The sequence below is a fragment of the Comamonas trifloxystrobinivorans genome, assembly GCF_043359985.1.
Lineage (GTDB): Bacteria > Pseudomonadota > Gammaproteobacteria > Burkholderiales > Burkholderiaceae_C > Comamonas > Comamonas trifloxystrobinivorans.
The window spans coordinates 76,182-95,146 of the sequence record NZ_JBHZGV010000006.1 but is presented as its reverse complement, the minus strand read 5'-3'; the positions used below and the strand labels follow the sequence as shown (position 1 = coordinate 95,146).

Sequence of the window (18,965 nt, the reverse complement as noted above, 5' to 3'; positions counted from 1 at the left end):
CCGCCCCATTTTCATCAACAGCCCCGTAACGGAACCGCTGCTATGACACAGACCAACACCCCCAGGACCTGGGCCCGCTGGAGCCTTTGGGCCACGCTGCTCATTGCCCAACACGCCCTGGCCACCGACACCGATCTGGCCACCGCGCCACTGCAGACCTCGACCACCACCCAGGTCAAGCCCAATATCTTTTTCATTATCGATGACTCGGGCAGTATGAATTGGGACTATCTGCCGGACTGGGCCAGAGGCGCAAGCCAACCATTGTTCAACAACAGCGGTTTCAATGGCATTTACTACGACCCAGCGATTACCTACACGCCGCCATTGCATTACGACGCCAGAACCTCTTATGCGTCGATGACCTCTGCCAATACAACACGTTGGACCCGAGTGAGAGACGACGGTTTTGGTGTGCAACAGTCTTCGACAAGCGTCAGCAACCTGGCTACTGCCAGTACCACTTACTACACCTTTATTCCGGGCGAATACTGCTCGGCACCGAACTTGAGAAGCTGCGCCACCCAATCTGCAGCATCGACCGACTACCCGTATCCGGCCACGCTGCGCTGGTGCACGGATGCTTCGTTGACCCAATGCCAAGCCACGCGCATTGAAAGTGGCAATACCTACCTCAACGCTCGCTACCCTGGGCAGATCAGCGCCGCCATTGCGACTTTGACCATTGATACAGCCACCAAAAGCAAGACGCTCAGCAGCATCAAGGTGAATGGTCAACAGGTGATGGCTGACAGCGCAAGCTCTGGGAACAATACCAACAATGCGCCCAGTAATCTCGCCAAAAACATAGCTGCACAAATCAGTGCCTGTACCAGCCGCAGAACAGGTAATTGCGACGTTGCTGGCTACTCTGCCACCAGTTCCGGAAACACAGTCACCATCACTGCGCCCGCTGATGCTGGTGCCATTACCTACACGCCGACGGTGACTTGGCCAACAGGCTTTTCGGGGTCCGTCACCGCTTTCACCGGCGGCGGCACAGTCCCCGGCTCCAATGAACTGGTCACCATTACCTCGACCAACGATTCCTATCCCTACCCCGGCCGTACCAGCAAAGCCAGTACCCGCAGCGATTGCGCAGGTACGACCTGTACCTATGCCGAGGAAATGACCAACTACGCCAACTGGTGGGCGTACTACCGCACACGCATGCAGACCATGAAGACTGCCACCAGCCTGGCCTTCTCGGTACTGGATGAAAAGTTCCGCATTGGCTACTACAGCATCAACAATGCCACGGGCAGTGACTTTTTGAACATCGCCGACATCAATCGCGACAGCGGTGGCCAGATGGATCTGTGGTACCGCAAGCTCTTCGCCGCCAACCCCAGTGGCAATACGCCATTGCGTCCACGCCTGGCTACCGCCGGCCGTTACTACGCTGGCAAGCTGAAAAACACCACCGTCAATGGCTCCACCGCTAACGACCCGATGCAGTATGCCTGCCAACGCAACTACACCATTCTGTCCACCGACGGCTATTGGAACCTGCCGAACGAGCTTCCAAAGCAAATCAATGGCTCTGCCAACATTGACGACCAAGACAGTGCGACCACAACCGCACGTCCTTTCTTCGATGGCAACGCCACCGGCAATACGCTGGCCGACGTAGCGCTGTACTACTACAACACCGATTTGCGTACCGATGATTTGAGAAACGCAACCGGCAGCCTGCAAACCGACGTGGCATCCAACAATGTCCCGGACGGCCAGCAACGCATGTTCACCTCCACGCTGGGCCTCGGCGCTTCCGGCGTGATGCAATACCAATCGAACTACGCTACAGCACGCAGCGGCGACTACTACGATGTGCTTAAAGGTACTACCGTTACCAGCAGCAACGCGAACAATGGCGTGTGCAGCTGGCAAAGCTCGGGCGCCTGCAACTGGCCAGCGCCAGTTTCCGGCGAGCAAACCACCATCGACGACCTGTGGCACGCCGCAGTCAATGGCCGCGGCTCTTACTACAGCGCCGGTAACCCGGCCGCCCTGAAAACCGGTTTGAGCAACTTCCTGCAAAGTGTGTCGGCCGCCACCGGTAACGCAGCCGCAGCCACTACCAGCAACCCGAATACGGTGCAGGGCGACAACTTTCTGTTCCAGTCGACCTTCCGCTCGGTAGAGTGGTTTGGCGAGCTGGCACGTTACCGCCTAGATCTGGATACCGGCGCACAGATCCCCGATGCCGACTGGTCACAATCGGGCACGGTGTACTCGAACGCCGCCAACAAGACTACGGCCGCGCCCACCTTGGACAACCGCACCTATACCGAGCGAAGCATCTACACCTACGATGGCGGCAACCGCATTGCTTTCCAATGGTCAGCCATGAGCCCGACGCTGCAAAACATGTTCAAGGTCAGCGCCATCAGCTCGCTGTCGCAAATGTGTGCCTCAGGAGATACCTGTCTGGACACTGCGGCCCAAGTCAACAGCACAACGGCCGGCACTACCACCGGCGCAGCCGGCATCAACCTGGTGAACTTTTTGCGCGGTGACCGCAGCAACGAAGGCCCGGACAAGAATACTTACTACCGCCAGCGCACCCACGTCATGGGTGACGTGGTGGACTCGCAAGCGGTCTACATCAAAAAGCCCATGTACAACTACACGGACTCGGGCTATAGCACCTACAAGAGCAACAAATCCGGCCGCCAAGGCATGGTCTATGTGGGCGCCAACGACGGCATGCTGCACGCCTTCAATGCAGATACGGGCGCAGAAGTTTGGTCTTATATCCCATCGCTGGTGCTGCCCAACCTGTACAAGCTGGCCGACAAAAACTACGGCAACAACCACCAGTACTACGTGAACGCTACGCCCCAGCAAGGCGATGTGTATTACGACGGTGCCTGGCACACCATTTTGGTGGGCGGTTTGGGCCGGGGTGGCCGCGGCTTTTATGCATTGGATGTGACTGACCCAAGCGCTGCACCCACCGTGCTGTGGGAATTCAGCGTGGCCAACAACGCTGATGTGGGCTATTCGTTTGGCACACCGGTAATCACCAAGCTGTCGGACGGTACCTGGGTTGCCCTGCTCACCTCCGGCTATAACAACAACGAAGCGTCGGGCGCTACTGGCGCTGGCAAGGTCTGGGTGTTGAACGCCAAGACCGGCGCTGTCATCAAAGAGATCAGCACCGGTGAAGGCAGCCGCGCCACCCCATCGGGCTTGGCACGCATTCTGGCCTATTCCGAAACCGCAGCGACCAACAACAAGGCGACCACCTTGTACGGCGGCGATTTGCTGGGCAATGTCTGGCGCATCGACATCAGCACCTTGACATCGTCCGGCGGTAGCGCCACGGTTACCAAGCTCGCGACCTTGCAAAACGGCAGCCGGGCGCAGTCGATTACAACCCGCCCCCAGGTCAGCAAGATCGGCGACAAGCGCATCGTGTTCGTGGGCACAGGCCGTTATCTGGGCGTCTCCGACATCGCCAACACCGATGTGCAGTCGATCTACGCCATCAAAGATCTCAACACCTCGTTCGGCAACCCGCGCGACGATACCTGCACCAGCACGGTCAAGATCAGCTGCTTTGTCAAGCAGGTCTACACCGACAGCAACAACAGGCGCACGGCCAGCAGCTCGGTCGGCTTCGACGTGGACTTCGACTCCATGCGCGGCTGGTACGTGGATCTGCCGGCCAGCGGCGAGCGCGCCAATACCGACCCGGCACTGCAACTGGGCACCCTGGTGTTCACCACCAATACGCCCAGCGACGACAGCGCTTGCAGCCCTGGCGGTACCAGCAACATCATCTATATCAACTACAAAACCGGCTTGAACGTGCCGGGCGAGACCGATATCGGTGGCCTGTTGGCCAGCAACGGCATCTCGGCCCTGGCCAGTGCGCCCACCCTGGTGCGCCTGCCCAATGGCAAGGTGGTGGCCATCGTCAACCTGTCCAACGGCACCACGGTGACGATCGAGGTGCCCATTGGCTCCAACAGCCAGAAGACCCGGCGCGTGTCTTGGCGCGAACTGGTCACCGGCCAGTAAGCCAGACATGCACCCAGCAAAAAACCGCAGTCCAGCTGCGGTTTTTTTATGGGTTGATGTCTTGCGACGCTTGGTTGATTCAGCGCTTGGTGCTCTCCATAGAAGAGCGCCAAGTGCATCAATATCAAGCCAGTGCCTGACGCATTTGGTCGATCACGGATTTGTAATCGGGCTTGCCGAAAATGGCGCTGCCGGCCACAAAGGTGTCGGCGCCGGCGTCGGCCACGCGGCGGATATTGCTTTCCTTGATGCCGCCATCGACTTCGAGGCGAATATCCTTGCCGCTAGCCTCGATGCGCTTGCGCGCCGCTTCGGTCTTGCGCAAGGTGCTGTCGATAAAGCTTTGGCCGCCAAAACCGGGGTTCACGCTCATCAGCAAAATCAGGTCGATATCGTCAATCACCCAGTCCAGCACATCCAGCGGCATGGCGGGGTTGAATACCAAGCCTGGCTTACAGCCGTTCGCCTTGATCGCCTGTATGCTGCGGTGCACATGGGCCGAGGCGTCCGGGTGGAAGCTGATATAGTCAGCTCCCGCCTTGGCAAAGGCGGCAGCCAGCTCATCGACCGGCTGCACCATCAGGTGCACATCGATGGGCGCAGGCTGGCCATTGGGCAATACGGCGTGGGGCTTCAAAGCCGCACAGACCATGGGGCCAAAGGTGAGATTGGGAACGTAATGGTTATCCATCACGTCAAAGTGAATCCAGTCGGCGCCGGCGGCCAGCACCGTGCGCACCTCTTCACCCAGGCGGGCAAAGTCTGCGGACAGGATCGAGGGGGCAATTCGGTAGGGGGAGCTCATCCCCCGTATTGTCGCAGTTAGTATTTCCACCTGCCAAAGTTCCAGTTTCACATGCCAAAGTTCCACTTCGAGGTGTCGGCGACACCGCAGTATCTGCCAGAAGAATCGGCGCCCGCCGCCGGTGTTTTCCACTTTGTCTACACCATCACCATCCGCAACCGGGGCGATGTGCCCGCGCAGTTGATGGCGCGCCACTGGATCATCAAAGACGCCACCGGCAAAGTGCAGGAAGTGCGCGGCCTCGGTGTGGTTGGCCACCAGCCGCTGCTCGATCCGGGCGAAACCTTCCAATACCAGAGCCAGTGCCGCCTGGCCACTGCGCAAGGCAGCATGGAAGGCACGTATTTCTGCATCACCGAAGATGCCGAGCAGTTTGAATGCCCCATCCCCCGCTTTGTGCTGGATGCCACACAACTGCCCTCGCAGGACGATCTGGCCGCGGGACGGGTTCTGCACTGATGTTTCGCAAGGACAAGCAAGATCGGCTGCCCGAGCTGCTGGCCAGCCTGGACCCGGACGCCCCGCTGGCCGAGCGCAATCTGTGGATCATCGAAGTGGCCGCCTGGATTCGCGGCAAGCAAAACTCGGTCGAAGGCGCGGTGGCCCGTGTGGGCCTGCTGCTCGACACGATCGAGGCCAACCCCGCCATCGGCGACAAAGTACAGGCCTGGTGGGGCCAGTTGCTGCAAACGGTGGACCTGACTGCGCTGCTGGCCGATTTTGGCTTTGCCCCGCGCACCGCTTTTTTCAACGAACTTGGCGAGCGCCTGCGCTGGAAGCTCTTGCCCTCCACGCCCGAAACCATCGACGCCACCGTTCTGTTCTCGATGGCGCTGCACACGCCGTTTGATGCGCAGTGGCTCAAAGCGCTCGACAAACCCATGCTGGAGCGCATTGCCGCGCTGCTCTCGCGCGGCTTTGAGTCGATCGAGACCCCGCTGGTCGTGCCCACGCAAATTGCGCAAAGCGATGTTCACGAGGGCGCAATTGTGGGCATCGAGCACTACGGCAACCGCCTCTCGCCCTGGCAAAGCCTGGTGCTCAACGCCATCACCTATTGCGCCGGGCAAATTCTGGCCTCGGGCTTCACGCCCGAGCTGCGCCTGCGCATGAGCGGCAGCGCGCAAAACACACAACCGTTCTACAGCCTGATCAGCCATGTGGAAGAGCTGCGCCGTGCCATGCTGCACCACAGCCCCAAAGCCGCCGACGTGCTGGAAGCCGAAGAAAGCGTGCGCCGCAGCCTGGACGAATGCCGCTCGGCCGTGGCCTCGATCTACGAGCATTTCGAGGACAACGGCGTCTCCGTCGGCGTGGTCTTTCGCCTGCGCCAGCTGCGCATGCGCATCTTGCGCGTGCGCGAGCTGCTCGACTGCCTGCTCTCGGCCAACCCCAAAACCATCACCGCCAAGCTGCTGGCGCACCTGGTGGTGGTGGGGCTGGAGCGCCAGAGCATCCGCGCGCTGATCGGCTCCAACTCCTCCTTGCTCGCCGCCAAAGTGGCCGAGCGCAGCGCCGAAGCCGGCGAAAACTACATCACCCGCGACAAACGCGACTACCTGCAAATGGTGCGCAAGGCCGCGGGCGGCGGCTTTGTCATGGCCTTCACCACCTTGGTCAAGTTCACGCTGCACGCGTTGGCGGTATCGGCGTTCTGGGGCGGGTTTATTGCCGGCATCAACTACGCCATCAGCTTTGTGCTGATTCAGCTGCTGCACTTCACCGTGGCCACCAAACAGCCGGCCATGACAGCGCCTGCCATGGCCGCCAAGCTCAAGGAAGCAGGCGGCACCGAAGAAGGCATTGCCGCCTTTGTCGACCAGGTGAGCTACCTGGTGCGCTCGCAAGTGGCCGCTGTACTGGGCAACGTGCTCACCGTTTTCCCCATGGTGCTGGCGCTGACGCTGGGCTGGGCTTATGCCAAGGGAACGCCCTTCATCAGCCAGGATTACGCCCGCCAGACCTTGCACTCGCTCAGTCTGCTCGGCCCCTCGGCGCTGTACGCTGCCTTCACCGGCGTGCTGCTGTTCTCGTCGAGCATCATCGCGGGCTGGACGGAGAACTGGTTCGTATTGAACCGCATGGATTCGGCCATCCGCTACAACCCCAGCATCACCCGCATTCTGGGCAAGGCGCGGGCGGCGCGCTGGGCCGGCTTCATGCGGCGCAACATCTCGGGCTTTGCCTCCAATATCTCGCTGGGTTTCATGCTGGGGCTGATCCCGGTGGTCGCGCAGTTCTTCGGCCTGCCGATCGACATTCGCCACGTCACGCTCGCAGCCGGCCAAGTGGCGGCAGCCGCCGCCAGTTTGGGCCTGGAGGTGCTGCATTACCACGGCTTCTGGCTGGCTGTGGCAGCGCTGCCGGTCTTGGGCGGCCTCAATATCCTGGTCAGCTTCTACCTCGCCTTCCGCCTGGCCTTGCGCGCCCAGAACGTGGGCCATGTGGAGCGCTCGCAAATCTACAAGGCGCTGGCCAAGCGCTTCTTCTCGCGCCCATTGAGCTTTTTGCTGCCGCTGCGCCTAAACCAGCAGGCCGCACCAGAAGGAGGCCGCTGACATGGCACTCGGTGAATTTGGCCTGATCGCCAAATACTTTCAGCGCCCGGCCCGCCAGGCCGTGTTGGGCGTAGGCGACGATTGTGCGCTGCTGGCCCCCACGCCAGGCACGCACATGGCCATATCGAGCGACATGCTGGTGCAAGGCCGCCATTTTTTTGCCGATGTCGACCCGCGCACCCTCGGCCACAAAGCCCTGGCCGTCAACCTGAGCGATCTGGCTGCCAGCGGTGCCACACCGCGCGCCTTCACGCTGGCTTTGGCTTTGCCACAAGTAGATGAGCACTGGTTGCAAGCCTTTGCAGCCGGCCTGTTTGCCTTGGCAGAAACGCACCAATGCGAACTGATAGGCGGCGACACCACCCAAGGCCCGCTCAACATCTGCATCACCGTATTTGGCGAAGTGCCCGCCGGCCAGGCTTTGCTGCGCAGCGGCGCACGGCCAGGTGACGACATCTACGCCAGCGGCACGCTGGGCGATGCGCGTTTGGCGCTGGAAGCACTGCTCGGCCACATCACGCTGCCTGCCGATGTGCTGGCCAGCGCACGCCAGCGGCTGGAAAGCCCGACGCCACGGGTTGTGCTGGGCACAGCGCTGCGCGGTATTGCCAGCAGCGCGCTCGACATCAGCGATGGTTTGCTCGGCGATCTGTCGCACATTCTCGATGCCAGCCAAGTGGGCGCCGAAGTGGAACTGGCCGCCAGCAGCCGCCTGATTGCAGCCAGCGCCTTGTGGGCAGGGGAAGCGCCTCTGCTCGAGCAAAAGCTGCTGCAGCAATGCACGCTGTCTGGCGGCGACGATTACGAGCTGTGCTTTACCGCGCCAGCCAGCGCCCGCGCAGCCGTGCAAGCGGCGGCTGCCAGCGCGCGCACGCCCGTGCACCGCATCGGCCGCATCACCGAGCAACCCGGCTTGCGGGTGCTGGACGAGCAAGGCCAAGCGCTGGATCTGGCGCAGCTGCGCTCCTTCGACCACTTCGCCAACGGCTGAGGCTTCTCCGCCCAAGCCGTTGCACTTGCTTGCTCCAAGGCAACGCCGCTGCGGCTGATCTGCAACGGTTTTTCTGCTACTCGCTGCTATGGTGTGGGCAAGGAGAACCGCATGCGCAACACCCGACAAAACAAGCGCTTGGCGCTCAGCGCCATCATCACATCCGCTCTGGCCGCTGCTGCTAGCGCACCCGCCATAGCCGCCGAAAACAACCAGCTGACTGTTGCAGGCAACCAAGCGCCTATCGCCCAGGTGGTGCTTTATCCCGGCATAGCGGCGGTGGAGCGCACCACGCGCATCAACGCTGGCACACGCCAGCTCACGTTCGAATGCCTGCCTGCAGCCATCGACGTCGCCAGCCTCCAAGTGACTGCCGACGCCGGCGTGCGCATTGGCGATTACAAAACCCTGCTGCAGCCGCGCGATGTGGCAGGCAAAAGCTGCGCCAGCCCGCTCGATACCCAGATCCGCAGCCTGGAAGACCAGCTCGCCACACTCGTTGCCGAAGCCAATGCCGCCAGCCTGGTGAGCGACTATCTCCAGGGTCTGACCAAACCCGGCCATGACGGCAGCAAACTGCCTGCGCCCAACCAGATAGCCGCCACCGGCGACGCATTGCGCAGCAGCAGCCGAGACAACGCTGTGCGGGCGCACCAGCTGAAGCGGCAAAAAGAGCTGCTCGAAGAACAGCTCAAACCGCTGCTCATAGAGCGTGAGCGCACCGGCGCACAGCGCGCCAATGTCATGCGCGTGACCGTGCAGCTGGCCAGCAACTCCGAGGCCACGGTGCGTTTGAACTACCAGGTGCGCGGTCCCAGCTGGCAGCCCAGCTACCGTGCCCAGCTCGACACCCAGAAAAACCAGGTGCTGTTGGAGCGCCAAGCGCTTGTGGTGCAAAACAGCGGTGAAGACTGGCGCGACGTGCAATTGCTGCTCTCCACCGGCCAGCCCGGCCGCAACACCCAGGCCAGCCTGCCACGGCCCTGGACGCTCGATGCGCGTGCACCCCAGGCCGAAGTAGCACCTGCCATGGCCCCGCCCGCGCCCACCCCCATGGCCGCAGCACGAAAATCCATTGAGCTTTCAGCCAAGATGGACACTGCCTCAGCGCCACTACCCGATCTCGACGTCTCCAGCATCAACACCGCTTACAGCACGCAGTTTGCCGTGCCCTACAAGATCAGCGTGCCCGCCAGCGGCGAGCGCGTCACCTTGTCGCTGGGCACCGAGCAGCAAGCTGTGCAGCTGTTCACCCGCAGCACGCCGGCGCTGGAAGAAGCTGCCTACCTGGTCGCCAACCTGAGCACGCCGCCCGGCGTCTGGCCTGCCGGGCCAGTGGCCTTGTTCCGCGACGCGGCTTTTGTCGGCAATGCGCGGCTGGATTTTGGCGATGCCAAGGCAGTGGCACGGGGCCTGGCTTTTGGCCGCGACGAGAAAGTGCTGGTGCGCAGCCTGCCTGCCGAGGCGGGCAGCGGCAGCGCAGGTTTTCTGGCCAGCAAAACCGACCGCAAGGTGCTGCACCGCTACGCCATCAACAACCGCCACGACAAGCCCGTGCAACTGCAGGTGCTGGAGGCCGCACCCGTGTCTCGCAACGACAAGATCAGCGTCAGCTCACAGTACCAGCCGGAGCCGCGCACACAGCGCTGGCAAGACGAGGCCGGCATGGTCGAGTGGTGGCAAACGCTGGCTGCGGGCGCGAGCATAGAGCTGAGCGCGCAGCACGACATCCGCTACCCGCAAGATCTGCAAATCAACGAAAGGCAGTAGTCTCTCGGCGGCCTGCGTGGGCTGATTGCTTTACCTAGCCGACCGATAAGATATTTTTGCCCCGGTGCAACCCATACCTCATGGTAAATACCTAGAGAAACTGTCACATCTTTGTAAAAGTTCCAGCCTGATTCGCGCAAATTTCAGAACAATTCGTCTGTATTTTGCCGGTTTATCTTGATTAGCCTCAAATTTAAACTTCATTCCATCGTCAAACAACAAGGCTGCCGCCAACAAGTGCCCCAGCCCGACGATGCGAACCGACCAGGTGGCCGGACGCAATCTGAAAAGGAATGAAAAATGAACGCACGTATTTTTGCTATCGCCGCTTCTCTCGCTCTGGGTGCCACCGTGGCCCAAGCCAACCCTTTTGAAGGCGACCAAGCCATTGCCGCCAAGAGCGCTGCCACCAGCGGCCTGACCCGCGCTGAAGTGCAAGCCCAACTGGCCGACGCCCAAAAGAACCACACCATGGTGGTGCAAGGCGACAAAGTGGCTGTGAACGCTTACGAAGCCGGCAAGGGCCAACTCAGCCGCGCTGAAGTGGTGCAAGCTGCCCACCAAGCCATGGTCAACGGCTCGATCGTCGAAGGCGAATAAGCCCGCATTGGCAGACCACGATCTGCCAAACCGGCCGGGCGGCGCACACACTCCCCACCTGGCCCCTGCCACAGGCTGCTGTCTCCCCAGCAGCCTGTTTTCTTTTGTGGCTTAGACCAACCCGTGTGGCAGCCCTGGCCTTGGCAAAGCCCCAGGTATTTACGCCACTCGCCACTGCGGGCAAACTGCCCAGTGCGGCGGCTGGCGGGGAACCAAAGCCGGCCAGCCTGGCTCCTACGGAGCGATCTGGGGTTTTACATGACACACAACAGCAAGCGCCTGCCTCTGCGGGCGCTGTTTTTTACGGCAGTTTTGCTCACATGCAGCGCTTTGTGGACAAGCGCCAATGCACAAATCAAGCTCAATATCGGCGGCAGCGGCAATGGGCCCGCCATGGATACGCCTGCCAGCGCAGCTGGCAGCGCCTTGGCCGATGGCAAACATGTGGTCACCACGCCGCGCGTGCGCGCCGAGCTGGTGGCCAATGCGCCTGATGGCATACAGCCCGGCCAGGCCATTGAGCTGGGCCTGCTGATCGAGCACCAGCCCGAGTGGCACACCTACTGGAAAAACCCCGGCGACTCCGGCCTCGCCACCCAGCTCGACTGGCAGCTGCCGCCCAGCTGGGATGCGGGCGAAATAGCCTGGCCCACGCCGCACCCGATCCGCATTGGCAACCTCGTCAACTATGGCTACGAAGGCAAGGTGCTGCTGCCCGTCAAAGTGCAGGTGCCCACCACCTTTGCCGCCAGCAACGGCAACGCCACGGTGCAACTGCAAGCCACCTGGCTGGTGTGCCGCGTGGAATGCATTCCGGAAAGCGGCCAGTTCAGCCTGAGCATCCCCGTCAACAGCAGCACCGGCATGTTTGCAGCCGATTTTGCCCAGGCGCACGCACAAGAGCCGGTAGCGTTGCGTGGTGAAAGCAGCGCCAAGGTCGACGGCGCAACGCTGCAATTGCGCGTCAGCGGCCTCCCCGCCGCCTTGCAAAACCAAAACCTGCAAGTGCTGAGCGAAAGCGCCAGCACCTTGCACCACGCCATGGAGGCAGGCAAAGATTTCACGCAGCAGTGGCAAGGCGATGTCTGGACCGCCACTGTCCCGCTGTCCGACGCCCGCGGCGAAACCCCGGCCGATCTGCCCCTGGTGCTGACCACGGCAGACCATACACCGGTAGACAAAGCCATTGCCTGGCGTACCGTGGCGCCCATCAGCGGCCAATGGCAAGCCGCCGCCGTGGCACAAGTGTCGCCAGAACTGGCTGCCGCTCTGGCCAAAAACGCAGCACCAGCGGGCGCAGCGCCTGTTGCTACATCCAATGCCGCAGCCAGCAGCTTGTGGTTGGCGCTGCTGGGTGGCTTGCTCGGCGGACTGATCCTGAACCTGATGCCTTGCGTCTTCCCAATTCTGGCCATCAAGGTGCTGGGCTTTGCCGGCCACGGCAACCAGCTGCGCGAGCAACGCGCTGCGGGCCTGGCCTACACCGCTGGCGTGGTGCTGTCCTTCTTGGCGCTCGGCGGCCTGCTGTTGGCGCTGCGTGCTGCCGGGCAACAACTGGGCTGGGGCTTTCAGCTGCAATCGCCGCTGGTGGTGGCCCTGCTGGCCGCGCTGTTCACGGTGATCGGCCTCAACCTGGCGGGTGTGTTTGAGTTTGGCAGCTTTGTGCCCAGCGGCCTGGCTGGCAAGCAAGCCAAGAACCCGCTGAGCAATGCCTTCTTGAGCGGCGTACTCGCCGTCGCCATTGCCTCGCCTTGCACTGCACCTTTCATGGGCGCGTCCATGGGCTTGGCCGTCAGCATGCCGGCCGCGCAAGCGCTGCTGGTGTTTGCCGCCCTGGGCATTGGCATGGCCTTGCCTTATTTGCTGGCCAGCTGGATACCGGCCGTGGTGCGCTGGCTGCCGCGCCCCGGCGCCTGGATGGACACCTTCCGCCGTGCCATGGCTTTCCCCATGTTCGCCACCGTGGTCTGGCTGGTCTGGGTGCTGGGCCAGCAAAGCGGTATCGATGGTGCCGCCGCGCTGCTCGCCTTGCTGGTGGTGCTGGCCGCTCTGGTGTGGGCGCTCGGCCTGGCCGGTCGTACACGTTGGGTGCTGTCCGCTTTGCTATTGGTGGGCGGCGCATATCTGGCCACTGCCATCGGCCCGCATATCACCCAGCCAGTCAGCAACGTCGCGGCCAGCGGCACCGCACCGGGCGAGCGCTGGCAAGCCTGGTCGGCCGCTCAAGTGGCTGAGGCCAATGCCTCCGGCAAACCGGTGTTTGTGGATTTCACCGCCGCCTGGTGCGTTACTTGCCAATTCAACAAGCGCACCACTTTGAGCAATGCCGAAGTGCTCTCCGCCTTCGACAAAAAGCAAGTCCAGCTGCTGCGCGCCGACTGGACCCGCCAAGACCCGGCCATCACCGCCGTGCTCACGCAACTGGGCCGCAGCGGTGTGCCCGTTTATGTGCTGTATGCGCCGGGCAAAGCGCCCGTGGTACTGAGCGAGGTGCTGAGTGTGAAGGAAGTGGTGGACGCCGTGCAGGCCTTGTAAGCGCCACACCCAACCCATCAATAAAGCGCCAGAGACACAACATCTCTGGCGCTTTTGCATGGCAAGCCCGGTTCAGGCGTTCAGCGCCGCTGCGCTGCCAGCTTGCGCACTTCGCGCACCAGCAGGTCGATCTCGTCGAAGGTGTTGTAGAAGGCGAGCGACGGGCGCACGGCAGTTTCCACACCGAAGCGGCGCAGAATCGGCTGCGCGCAATGGTGGCCGGTGCGCACGGCAATGCCTTCGGCGTTCAGCGCTTTGCCCACTTCGTCCGTCGTATAGCCTTGCAGCGTGAAAGACAAAACGCTGGCCTTGCCCGGCACGGTGCCAATCAAGCGCAGACCCGGAATCGTGGCCAGTTGCTGCATGCCGTAATCCACCAAGGCGTGTTCGTAGCGGCTGATGTTCTCGATGCCGATGCGCTCCACGTATTCCAGCGCTGCACCCAAACCCACCGCGTCGGCAATATTGCCAGTGCCCGCTTCAAAGGTGTTGGGCAAGGGCTGGAATACGGTTTTCTCGATGGTCACATCGGCAATCATGTTGCCGCCGCCTTGCCAGGGCGGCATGGCTTCCAGCACTTCGCGGCGGCCCCAGAGCGCGCCAATGCCAGTAGGCGCAAAAATCTTGTGGCCCGAGAAGACGAAGAAATCCGCGCCAATGTCTTGCACATCGACCGGCGTGTGCGCAATGGACTGCGCGCCATCGACCAAGGTGGTAATGCCACGGCGCTTGGCGATCTCGACGACCTGCTTGACCGGCACCACCGTGCCGAGCACGTTCGACACATGGCCGATGGCGACGATCTTGGTGCGGTCGTTGATGAGCTTCTGGTATTCGTCCAGGCGGATCTGGCCTTGGTCATCGACCGGAATCACCCGCAGCTTGGCACCTTTGGCTTGCGCCAGTTGTTGCCAGGGCACGATGTTGGCGTGGTGCTCCAGGTGGCTGACGATGATCTCGTCGCCCTCGCCCACGTTCTGCCCGCCCCAGCTTTTGGCCACCAGGTTGATGGCCTCGGTGGTGCCACGCACAAAAATCACCTCGTTCACATCGGGCGCGTTGATGAAGCGGCGCACCACCTCACGCGCATGCTCGTAAGCATCGGTCGCACGCGCGGCCAGCGTGTGTGCAGCGCGGTGGATGTTGGAGTTTTCGTGCTCGTAGAAATAGCTGATGCGCTCTATCACCTGGCGCGGCTTGTGCGTGGTGGCGGCGTTGTCCAGCCACACCAACTGTTTGCCGTTGATGCGCTCTTGCAGAATCGGGAAATCGCGTCTCACTGCCTGCACGTCAAACGCCGGATGGCGGTCGGCTTGCGCCTGCTGCGCGTTGGCTGGCTCGCCATGCGGGTGCGGCTTGGCGGGCGTGACGTAGCCGCTCGGCAAGCGCACTGCATCGACAAAATAGAACTGTGGCGCAGACGATGCGGCTGGCGCAGCAGGTGCTGGCTGCGCTGCATCCACACCTCGCGGTCCACGCAAATCAATACCGTCCAAACCTGTGCTTGGCGCGCCTGCACGCGCTTGCTGCGCCAAGGCCTGCAAACTGTCATCCGGCACAGAAGCTGGGGCTTGCTGCTGCAAAAAATAGTAGCTGCTGGCGCCATCGGCGGGCGCATGGTGCTCGGTTTGTGCTTGCGCTGGCGCTGCTTGCGGCACGCCTTGCACAACGCTGCCCAAACGCGGCTCGTACGCGGGCAAATTGCTCAGCACAGTGTCTGCTACACCATTGCCCGCTTGCGCGTGCGGCAGCAAGGCAGGCGCCCGGTTAGCCAGCGACAAAACCGGCGTGGGCGATGCTGGCAACAGATTGGCACCCGGCGCCACGCCTTGCGGGATGGGCGTGCCCGGCACACTCGGCCCCAGGCCCGCAGGGCTGACCAGGGGCGAGCCTGGCGGCGCAATATTGACGGGCGCTTGCACGCCCGGAGGCACCGAGCCGGAGCCCGGTCGCTCGTTGAACAATGCGCTGGCCAGCTGGGCCAGCACATCGGGGGAGATGGGCGCGGCCGGCAGGTCCGGCGCGCCAGTGACGGTGGAAACCATGGCGGCCTTTTCGCTTATTTGTAGGTGTCGGGGTAGTCGTGGTATTTGTTGATTTCCACGTCGTCCAGCACGGCCAGCGCATCGGGCGTGAGCACCGCCAGCGAGCAGTAAAGAGATATCAGGTACGAGGCAATCGCATGGTTGTTGATACCCATGAAGCGCACCGACAAGCCCGGCCCTTGCTCGCCCGGCAGCCCGGGTTGGAACAGGCCGACCACGCCTTGGCGCTTGTCGCCCACGCGCAGCAAGATGATCTTGCTTTTGCCATCGGCCACCGGCACTTTGTCCGATGGGATCAGCGGGATGCCGCGCCAGGTGATGAACTGGCTGCCAAACAGGCTGATGGTGGGCGGCGGCGTGCCACGGCGCGTGGCTTCGCGGCCAAAGGCAGCAATCGCCAGCGGGTGCGCCAGGAAAAAGGCCGGCTCTTTCCAAACCTTGGTGAGCAGCTCGTCCAGATCGTCGGGCGTGGGCGCGCCGGTCAGCGGGAAAATGCGCTGCTCGTCCGCCACCTGCGCCAGCAAGCCGTATTCGGGGTTGTTGATGAGCTCGCTCTCCTGGTTCTCCTTGATGGTTTCGATGGTCAGGCGCAGCTGCTCTTTGATCTGGTCGTGCGGGCTGCTGTACAGATCGGAAATACGCGTGTGCACATCGAGCACGGTGCTCACCGCGTTCAGGTAGAACTCGCGCGGGTTTTCCTCGTACTCGACATAGGTGCGCGGCAGCTGGTTCTCGTGCTCCTTGGCGGTGCAAGCCACCTTGATGGCCTCAGGGTTCTTCACCTGGTTGAGGCGGTAGATGCCGGCCTCTACCGGCGTCCACTGCAGCAGGTGCGTGAGCCAGCGCGGGCTGATGGTCGAGAGCTGGGGAACGGTCTTGGTCGCATTGGCCAACTGCCGTGCGGCGATATCGCCCAAGGCGGTGGTGCCGCCAACATTTGCTGTCATAAAAACTCCGGTGCTGAAAGTGGTTGTGATAAGCAGAAATTTTTGGCCGCGCGGGCCTTGGCGCTCAACCGCCTATCGCCGCCAAGCCGCGCCCCTGCTGCAAGGCTTGTTGTATTTGTTGCATCTGCGCAGCGCGCTCGGTGTAGCGCTGCCACAGCACTTCGCCGCGCAGCACCAGCGTGGATTGCGGCACCTGCAAAGCCTGCGCCAGCTTGCCAATGGTGGGCAGCGACACTGCTACCTGGCCGCGCTCTACCTCGCCGACGTAGGAGCGGTTCAGATCGGCCCGCGCTGCCAGTTGCTCTTGCGACCAGCCCAGCGCCTCGCGCGACTGGCGCACGGCCAGGCCAAAGTGGTTGGAGAAGCCGCTCATAGCGCCACCTCCGCCACGGTTTTGCTGGGCACCGGCGTGGCTGCCGCCTGCAAGGAGGCTTGGGTAACGCTGGCCCCGGGCGGCACGCTTTGCGTGAGCCAGACGTTGCCGCCAATCACTGCACCAGCGCCCAAGGTAACGCGGCCCAGGATGGTGGCGCCGGCATAGATCACCACGCCGTCTTCCACCACCGGGTGGCGTGCGAGCCCTTTTTGCAGATGGCCGTGCGCGTCTTGCACAAAGCGTTTGGCGCCCAAGGTGACGGCCTGGTAGATGCGCACCTTGCGGCCGATCACCGAGGTTTCACCAATTACGACGCCGGTGCCGTGGTCGATGAAAAAGCCTTCGCCAATCTGCGCGCCGGGATGGATGTCGATGCCGGTTTCGCTGTGCGCCAGCTCGGCCACAATGCGCGCCAGCAATGGCAGTTGCAAGCTGTACAACTGGTGCGCAATGCGGTGGTGGATGAGCGCCAGCACGCCGGGGTAGCAGAGCAATACTTCGTCTACCGTGCGCGCTGCCGGATCGCCCTCGTAAGCGGCTTGCACATCGGTATCGAGCAAGCGGCGAATGCCGGGCAGTGCCAAGGCAAATTGCTGGGTCAGCGCCAGCGCGCGCTCATCCACGCCATTGGGCGTGCGCTGGGTGTAGCGCAGTTCCAGCGCTATCTGCGTTTGCAGCTGGTGCAAGGCCGTGTCCAACGCGTGGGCCACGTAAAAATTTTCGCTCTCTTGCAGCAAATCCTGCGGGCCCAGCCGCATGGGAAAAAGCACGCCCTTGAGCAGTTGCAAGGCCTGGGCCAAAGCGTCGCGTGAGGGGAACTCGCGCCCGCCCGCTTCGTGCGAGCGCTGGTGCGCCTCGCGCCACAGGCGGCGCTGTTCGGCCAGCTCGGCCGTCACTTGTTGGATGGGGAAAGTGGTGCTCATCGCCAACTCCTGGTGCGGTGTTCAGTCTTGAATCCATGGCAGTTGCCGAAAGCGCCAGCCGTCGCTGCCACCGCGGCGCTGGGCGGCGTCGATCTCGCCTTCAAAGCCTTCCAGCACATTGAAGACATGGGTAAATCCGGCCGCCGTCGCCGCCTGCGCGGCCAGCACCGAGCGCTTGCCACTGCGGCACAGCAGCAGCGCCACGGCCTCTTTGCCGCCTTGCGGGGCGAGCTTGGCCTCGAGCTCGCGCACAAAGCGCGGGTTGCGAGTGAGCGCTGTACCGGTGGCCCAAGGCACATGCACGCTGCCCGGCACATGGCCGACAAACTTGCGCTCTTCGGCCGAGCGCACATCTACCAGCACTGCCTCGCCGGCTTGCACCAGCTCCCAGGCCTGCGCTGGCGAGACGCCGCCGGCATAGCCCAGCTCCTGCAGTTGCGCGTATTGCCAGGCCGCGTCCAACACGGCGGGCAGAGTGATTTCGGTGGTGCTCATGAATACGACCTTCTCAATGTCTGGTGGGTATAGCCACCAATTTAGGCGGGCCGGCTGCGGCAGAAAACGAATAAAAATGCGCTTGCAAATACAGTTTTTGCATATGCAAGCCTGCCTGAGTGACCCGCGCCGGCTGGTCAAACGCGGGAAATCGGTCTACTATTTCCAGCACGTAGGCCGCCCCCTGCGGCTTGCGTTTCCGCACTGCGCTATGCCAGTGAGGCACAGACAGTGCAACAACCAGGGCTGCCTTGCCAGCCGCCAGCGTTGCGGCCCGGCCGTGCAGTCCGACAAGGAGATGCACCATGGCTTACACCACCCATGCGCAAGCGTTTGAGCACGCAGCCGGCGCAACACCTTCTCACCACCATGTCACCGCCAAACGCGCCTGCCTGGGCGTGTTGTTGCTGTGCATCGCCATTGCGGCACTCGCCTTGCCCTTGGTGCGCGAGGCTCTCGACCTGGTCCAGCCCCGCATGCAGTGGCAAGCGCTGGCACAGTGGCTGGCCCAAGCGCCCATGGCGAGTTGGCTGATGATGTTTGTCTGGGGCAGCCTGGTGCCGGTGTCGTTTTTGCTGATGCTGCGCTTTCACCGCAATTGGCTGGGCGCCCTGGCGGCGCTGGGTTTTGCCCTGGTGGCCGTGCTTTGGTACGCCAACATGCCGTCACAAACGCAGTGCGCAGCTCTGTATGGCGACAGCAACTGGTGCACCTTGATCACCTGGGGCTACAGCCTGAGCCTGGGTATTGCCAATGCGGTCTACCTGTTTGCCCTGGTGATGCTGATGCTCGGCGGCCTCAGCTTTGCGACCTTGCCGCAGGATGACGAGGAAGACAAGCCGGCCTAAACCCAAACAACGCCCGCTTACGGCCAGCAGCGGCACAGGCCCA

General features: G+C 62.5%; 14 protein-coding genes. 8 read left to right on the top strand and 6 right to left on the bottom strand.

Features of this window, described 5'->3' with window-relative positions; all coding sequences use genetic code 11:
• Positions 1 to 42 precede the first annotated feature (42 nt).
• Complete coding sequence (locus tag ACFIQF_RS08265; RefSeq protein WP_393941848.1) at positions 43 to 4,029, top strand: pilus assembly protein; 3,987 nt, start codon at positions 43 to 45, stop codon at positions 4,027 to 4,029.
• Positions 4,030 to 4,153: 124 nt separating this feature from the next.
• On the opposite strand, the gene rpe is transcribed toward ACFIQF_RS08265, so the two are convergent.
• Positions 4,154 to 4,834, bottom strand: a complete 681-nt coding sequence (gene rpe, locus ACFIQF_RS08260; protein ID WP_393941846.1) for a ribulose-phosphate 3-epimerase — start codon at positions 4,832 to 4,834, stop codon at positions 4,154 to 4,156.
• Between the two features lie 51 nt (positions 4,835 to 4,885).
• Between rpe and apaG the strand changes: the two genes are divergently transcribed.
• The 6 genes from apaG to ACFIQF_RS08230 all read left to right on the top strand — a co-directional run bounded on the left by apaG (position 4,886) and on the right by ACFIQF_RS08230 (position 13,288).
• On the top strand, positions 4,886 to 5,293 hold the full coding sequence (apaG, locus tag ACFIQF_RS08255) for a Co2+/Mg2+ efflux protein ApaG (RefSeq protein WP_393941844.1): 408 nt from the start codon (positions 4,886 to 4,888) through the stop codon (positions 5,291 to 5,293).
• Positions 5,293 to 7,392: a site-specific recombinase gene (locus tag ACFIQF_RS08250; RefSeq protein WP_393941843.1), complete on the top strand. Its 2,100-nt coding sequence runs from the start codon at positions 5,293 to 5,295 to the stop codon at positions 7,390 to 7,392. Before apaG ends, ACFIQF_RS08250 begins: the two co-directional genes overlap by 1 nt.
• A gap of 1 nt (position 7,393) precedes the next feature.
• Positions 7,394 to 8,383 (top strand): thiamine-phosphate kinase, encoded by a 990-nt coding sequence (gene thiL / locus ACFIQF_RS08245; RefSeq protein ID WP_393941841.1) that lies wholly within the window; start codon positions 7,394 to 7,396, stop codon positions 8,381 to 8,383.
• A 111-nt stretch (positions 8,384 to 8,494) separates the two neighbouring features.
• On the top strand, positions 8,495 to 10,153 hold the full coding sequence (locus tag ACFIQF_RS08240) for a DUF4139 domain-containing protein (protein ID WP_393941839.1): 1,659 nt from the start codon (positions 8,495 to 8,497) through the stop codon (positions 10,151 to 10,153).
• A 300-nt stretch (positions 10,154 to 10,453) separates the two neighbouring features.
• Entirely contained in the window at positions 10,454 to 10,753 is a 300-nt protein-coding gene (locus ACFIQF_RS08235; RefSeq protein ID WP_393941838.1) for a DUF4148 domain-containing protein, read from the top strand.
• 258 nt (positions 10,754 to 11,011) lie between these two features.
• The gene (locus tag ACFIQF_RS08230) at positions 11,012 to 13,288 is read left to right on the top strand and encodes a protein-disulfide reductase DsbD family protein (protein ID WP_393941836.1); all 2,277 of its coding nucleotides are present in this window, start codon (positions 11,012 to 11,014) and stop codon (positions 13,286 to 13,288) included.
• Between the two features lie 80 nt (positions 13,289 to 13,368).
• Here the strand turns inward: ACFIQF_RS08230 and ACFIQF_RS08225 are convergent, their stop codons facing one another.
• The 5 genes from ACFIQF_RS08225 to ACFIQF_RS08205 form a co-directional block, all read right to left on the bottom strand.
• The gene (locus tag ACFIQF_RS08225; RefSeq protein ID WP_393941834.1) at positions 13,369 to 15,333 is read right to left on the bottom strand and encodes a family 2A encapsulin nanocompartment cargo protein cysteine desulfurase; all 1,965 of its coding nucleotides are present in this window, start codon (positions 15,331 to 15,333) and stop codon (positions 13,369 to 13,371) included.
• 14 nt (positions 15,334 to 15,347) lie between these two features.
• On the bottom strand, positions 15,348 to 16,280 hold the full coding sequence (locus tag ACFIQF_RS08220) for a family 2A encapsulin nanocompartment shell protein (protein ID WP_393941833.1): 933 nt from the start codon (positions 16,278 to 16,280) through the stop codon (positions 15,348 to 15,350).
• A 64-nt stretch (positions 16,281 to 16,344) separates the two neighbouring features.
• Positions 16,345 to 16,653: a helix-turn-helix domain-containing protein gene (locus ACFIQF_RS08215; RefSeq protein WP_393941831.1), complete on the bottom strand. Its 309-nt coding sequence runs from the start codon at positions 16,651 to 16,653 to the stop codon at positions 16,345 to 16,347.
• A complete protein-coding gene (gene epsC / locus ACFIQF_RS08210) occupies positions 16,650 to 17,579 on the bottom strand; it encodes a serine O-acetyltransferase EpsC (RefSeq protein WP_393941830.1) in 930 nt (309 codons plus the stop codon). The genes ACFIQF_RS08215 and epsC overlap by 4 nt, the downstream gene beginning before the upstream one ends.
• 21 nt (positions 17,580 to 17,600) lie before the next feature.
• Complete coding sequence (locus ACFIQF_RS08205; RefSeq protein WP_393941829.1) at positions 17,601 to 18,074, bottom strand: rhodanese-like domain-containing protein; 474 nt, start codon at positions 18,072 to 18,074, stop codon at positions 17,601 to 17,603.
• 305 nt (positions 18,075 to 18,379) lie between these two features.
• On the opposite strand from ACFIQF_RS08205, the gene ACFIQF_RS08200 reads away from it, so the two are divergent.
• Positions 18,380 to 18,922: a hypothetical protein gene (locus ACFIQF_RS08200; protein ID WP_393941827.1), complete on the top strand. Its 543-nt coding sequence runs from the start codon at positions 18,380 to 18,382 to the stop codon at positions 18,920 to 18,922.
• Positions 18,923 to 18,965: the final 43 nt, after the last annotated feature.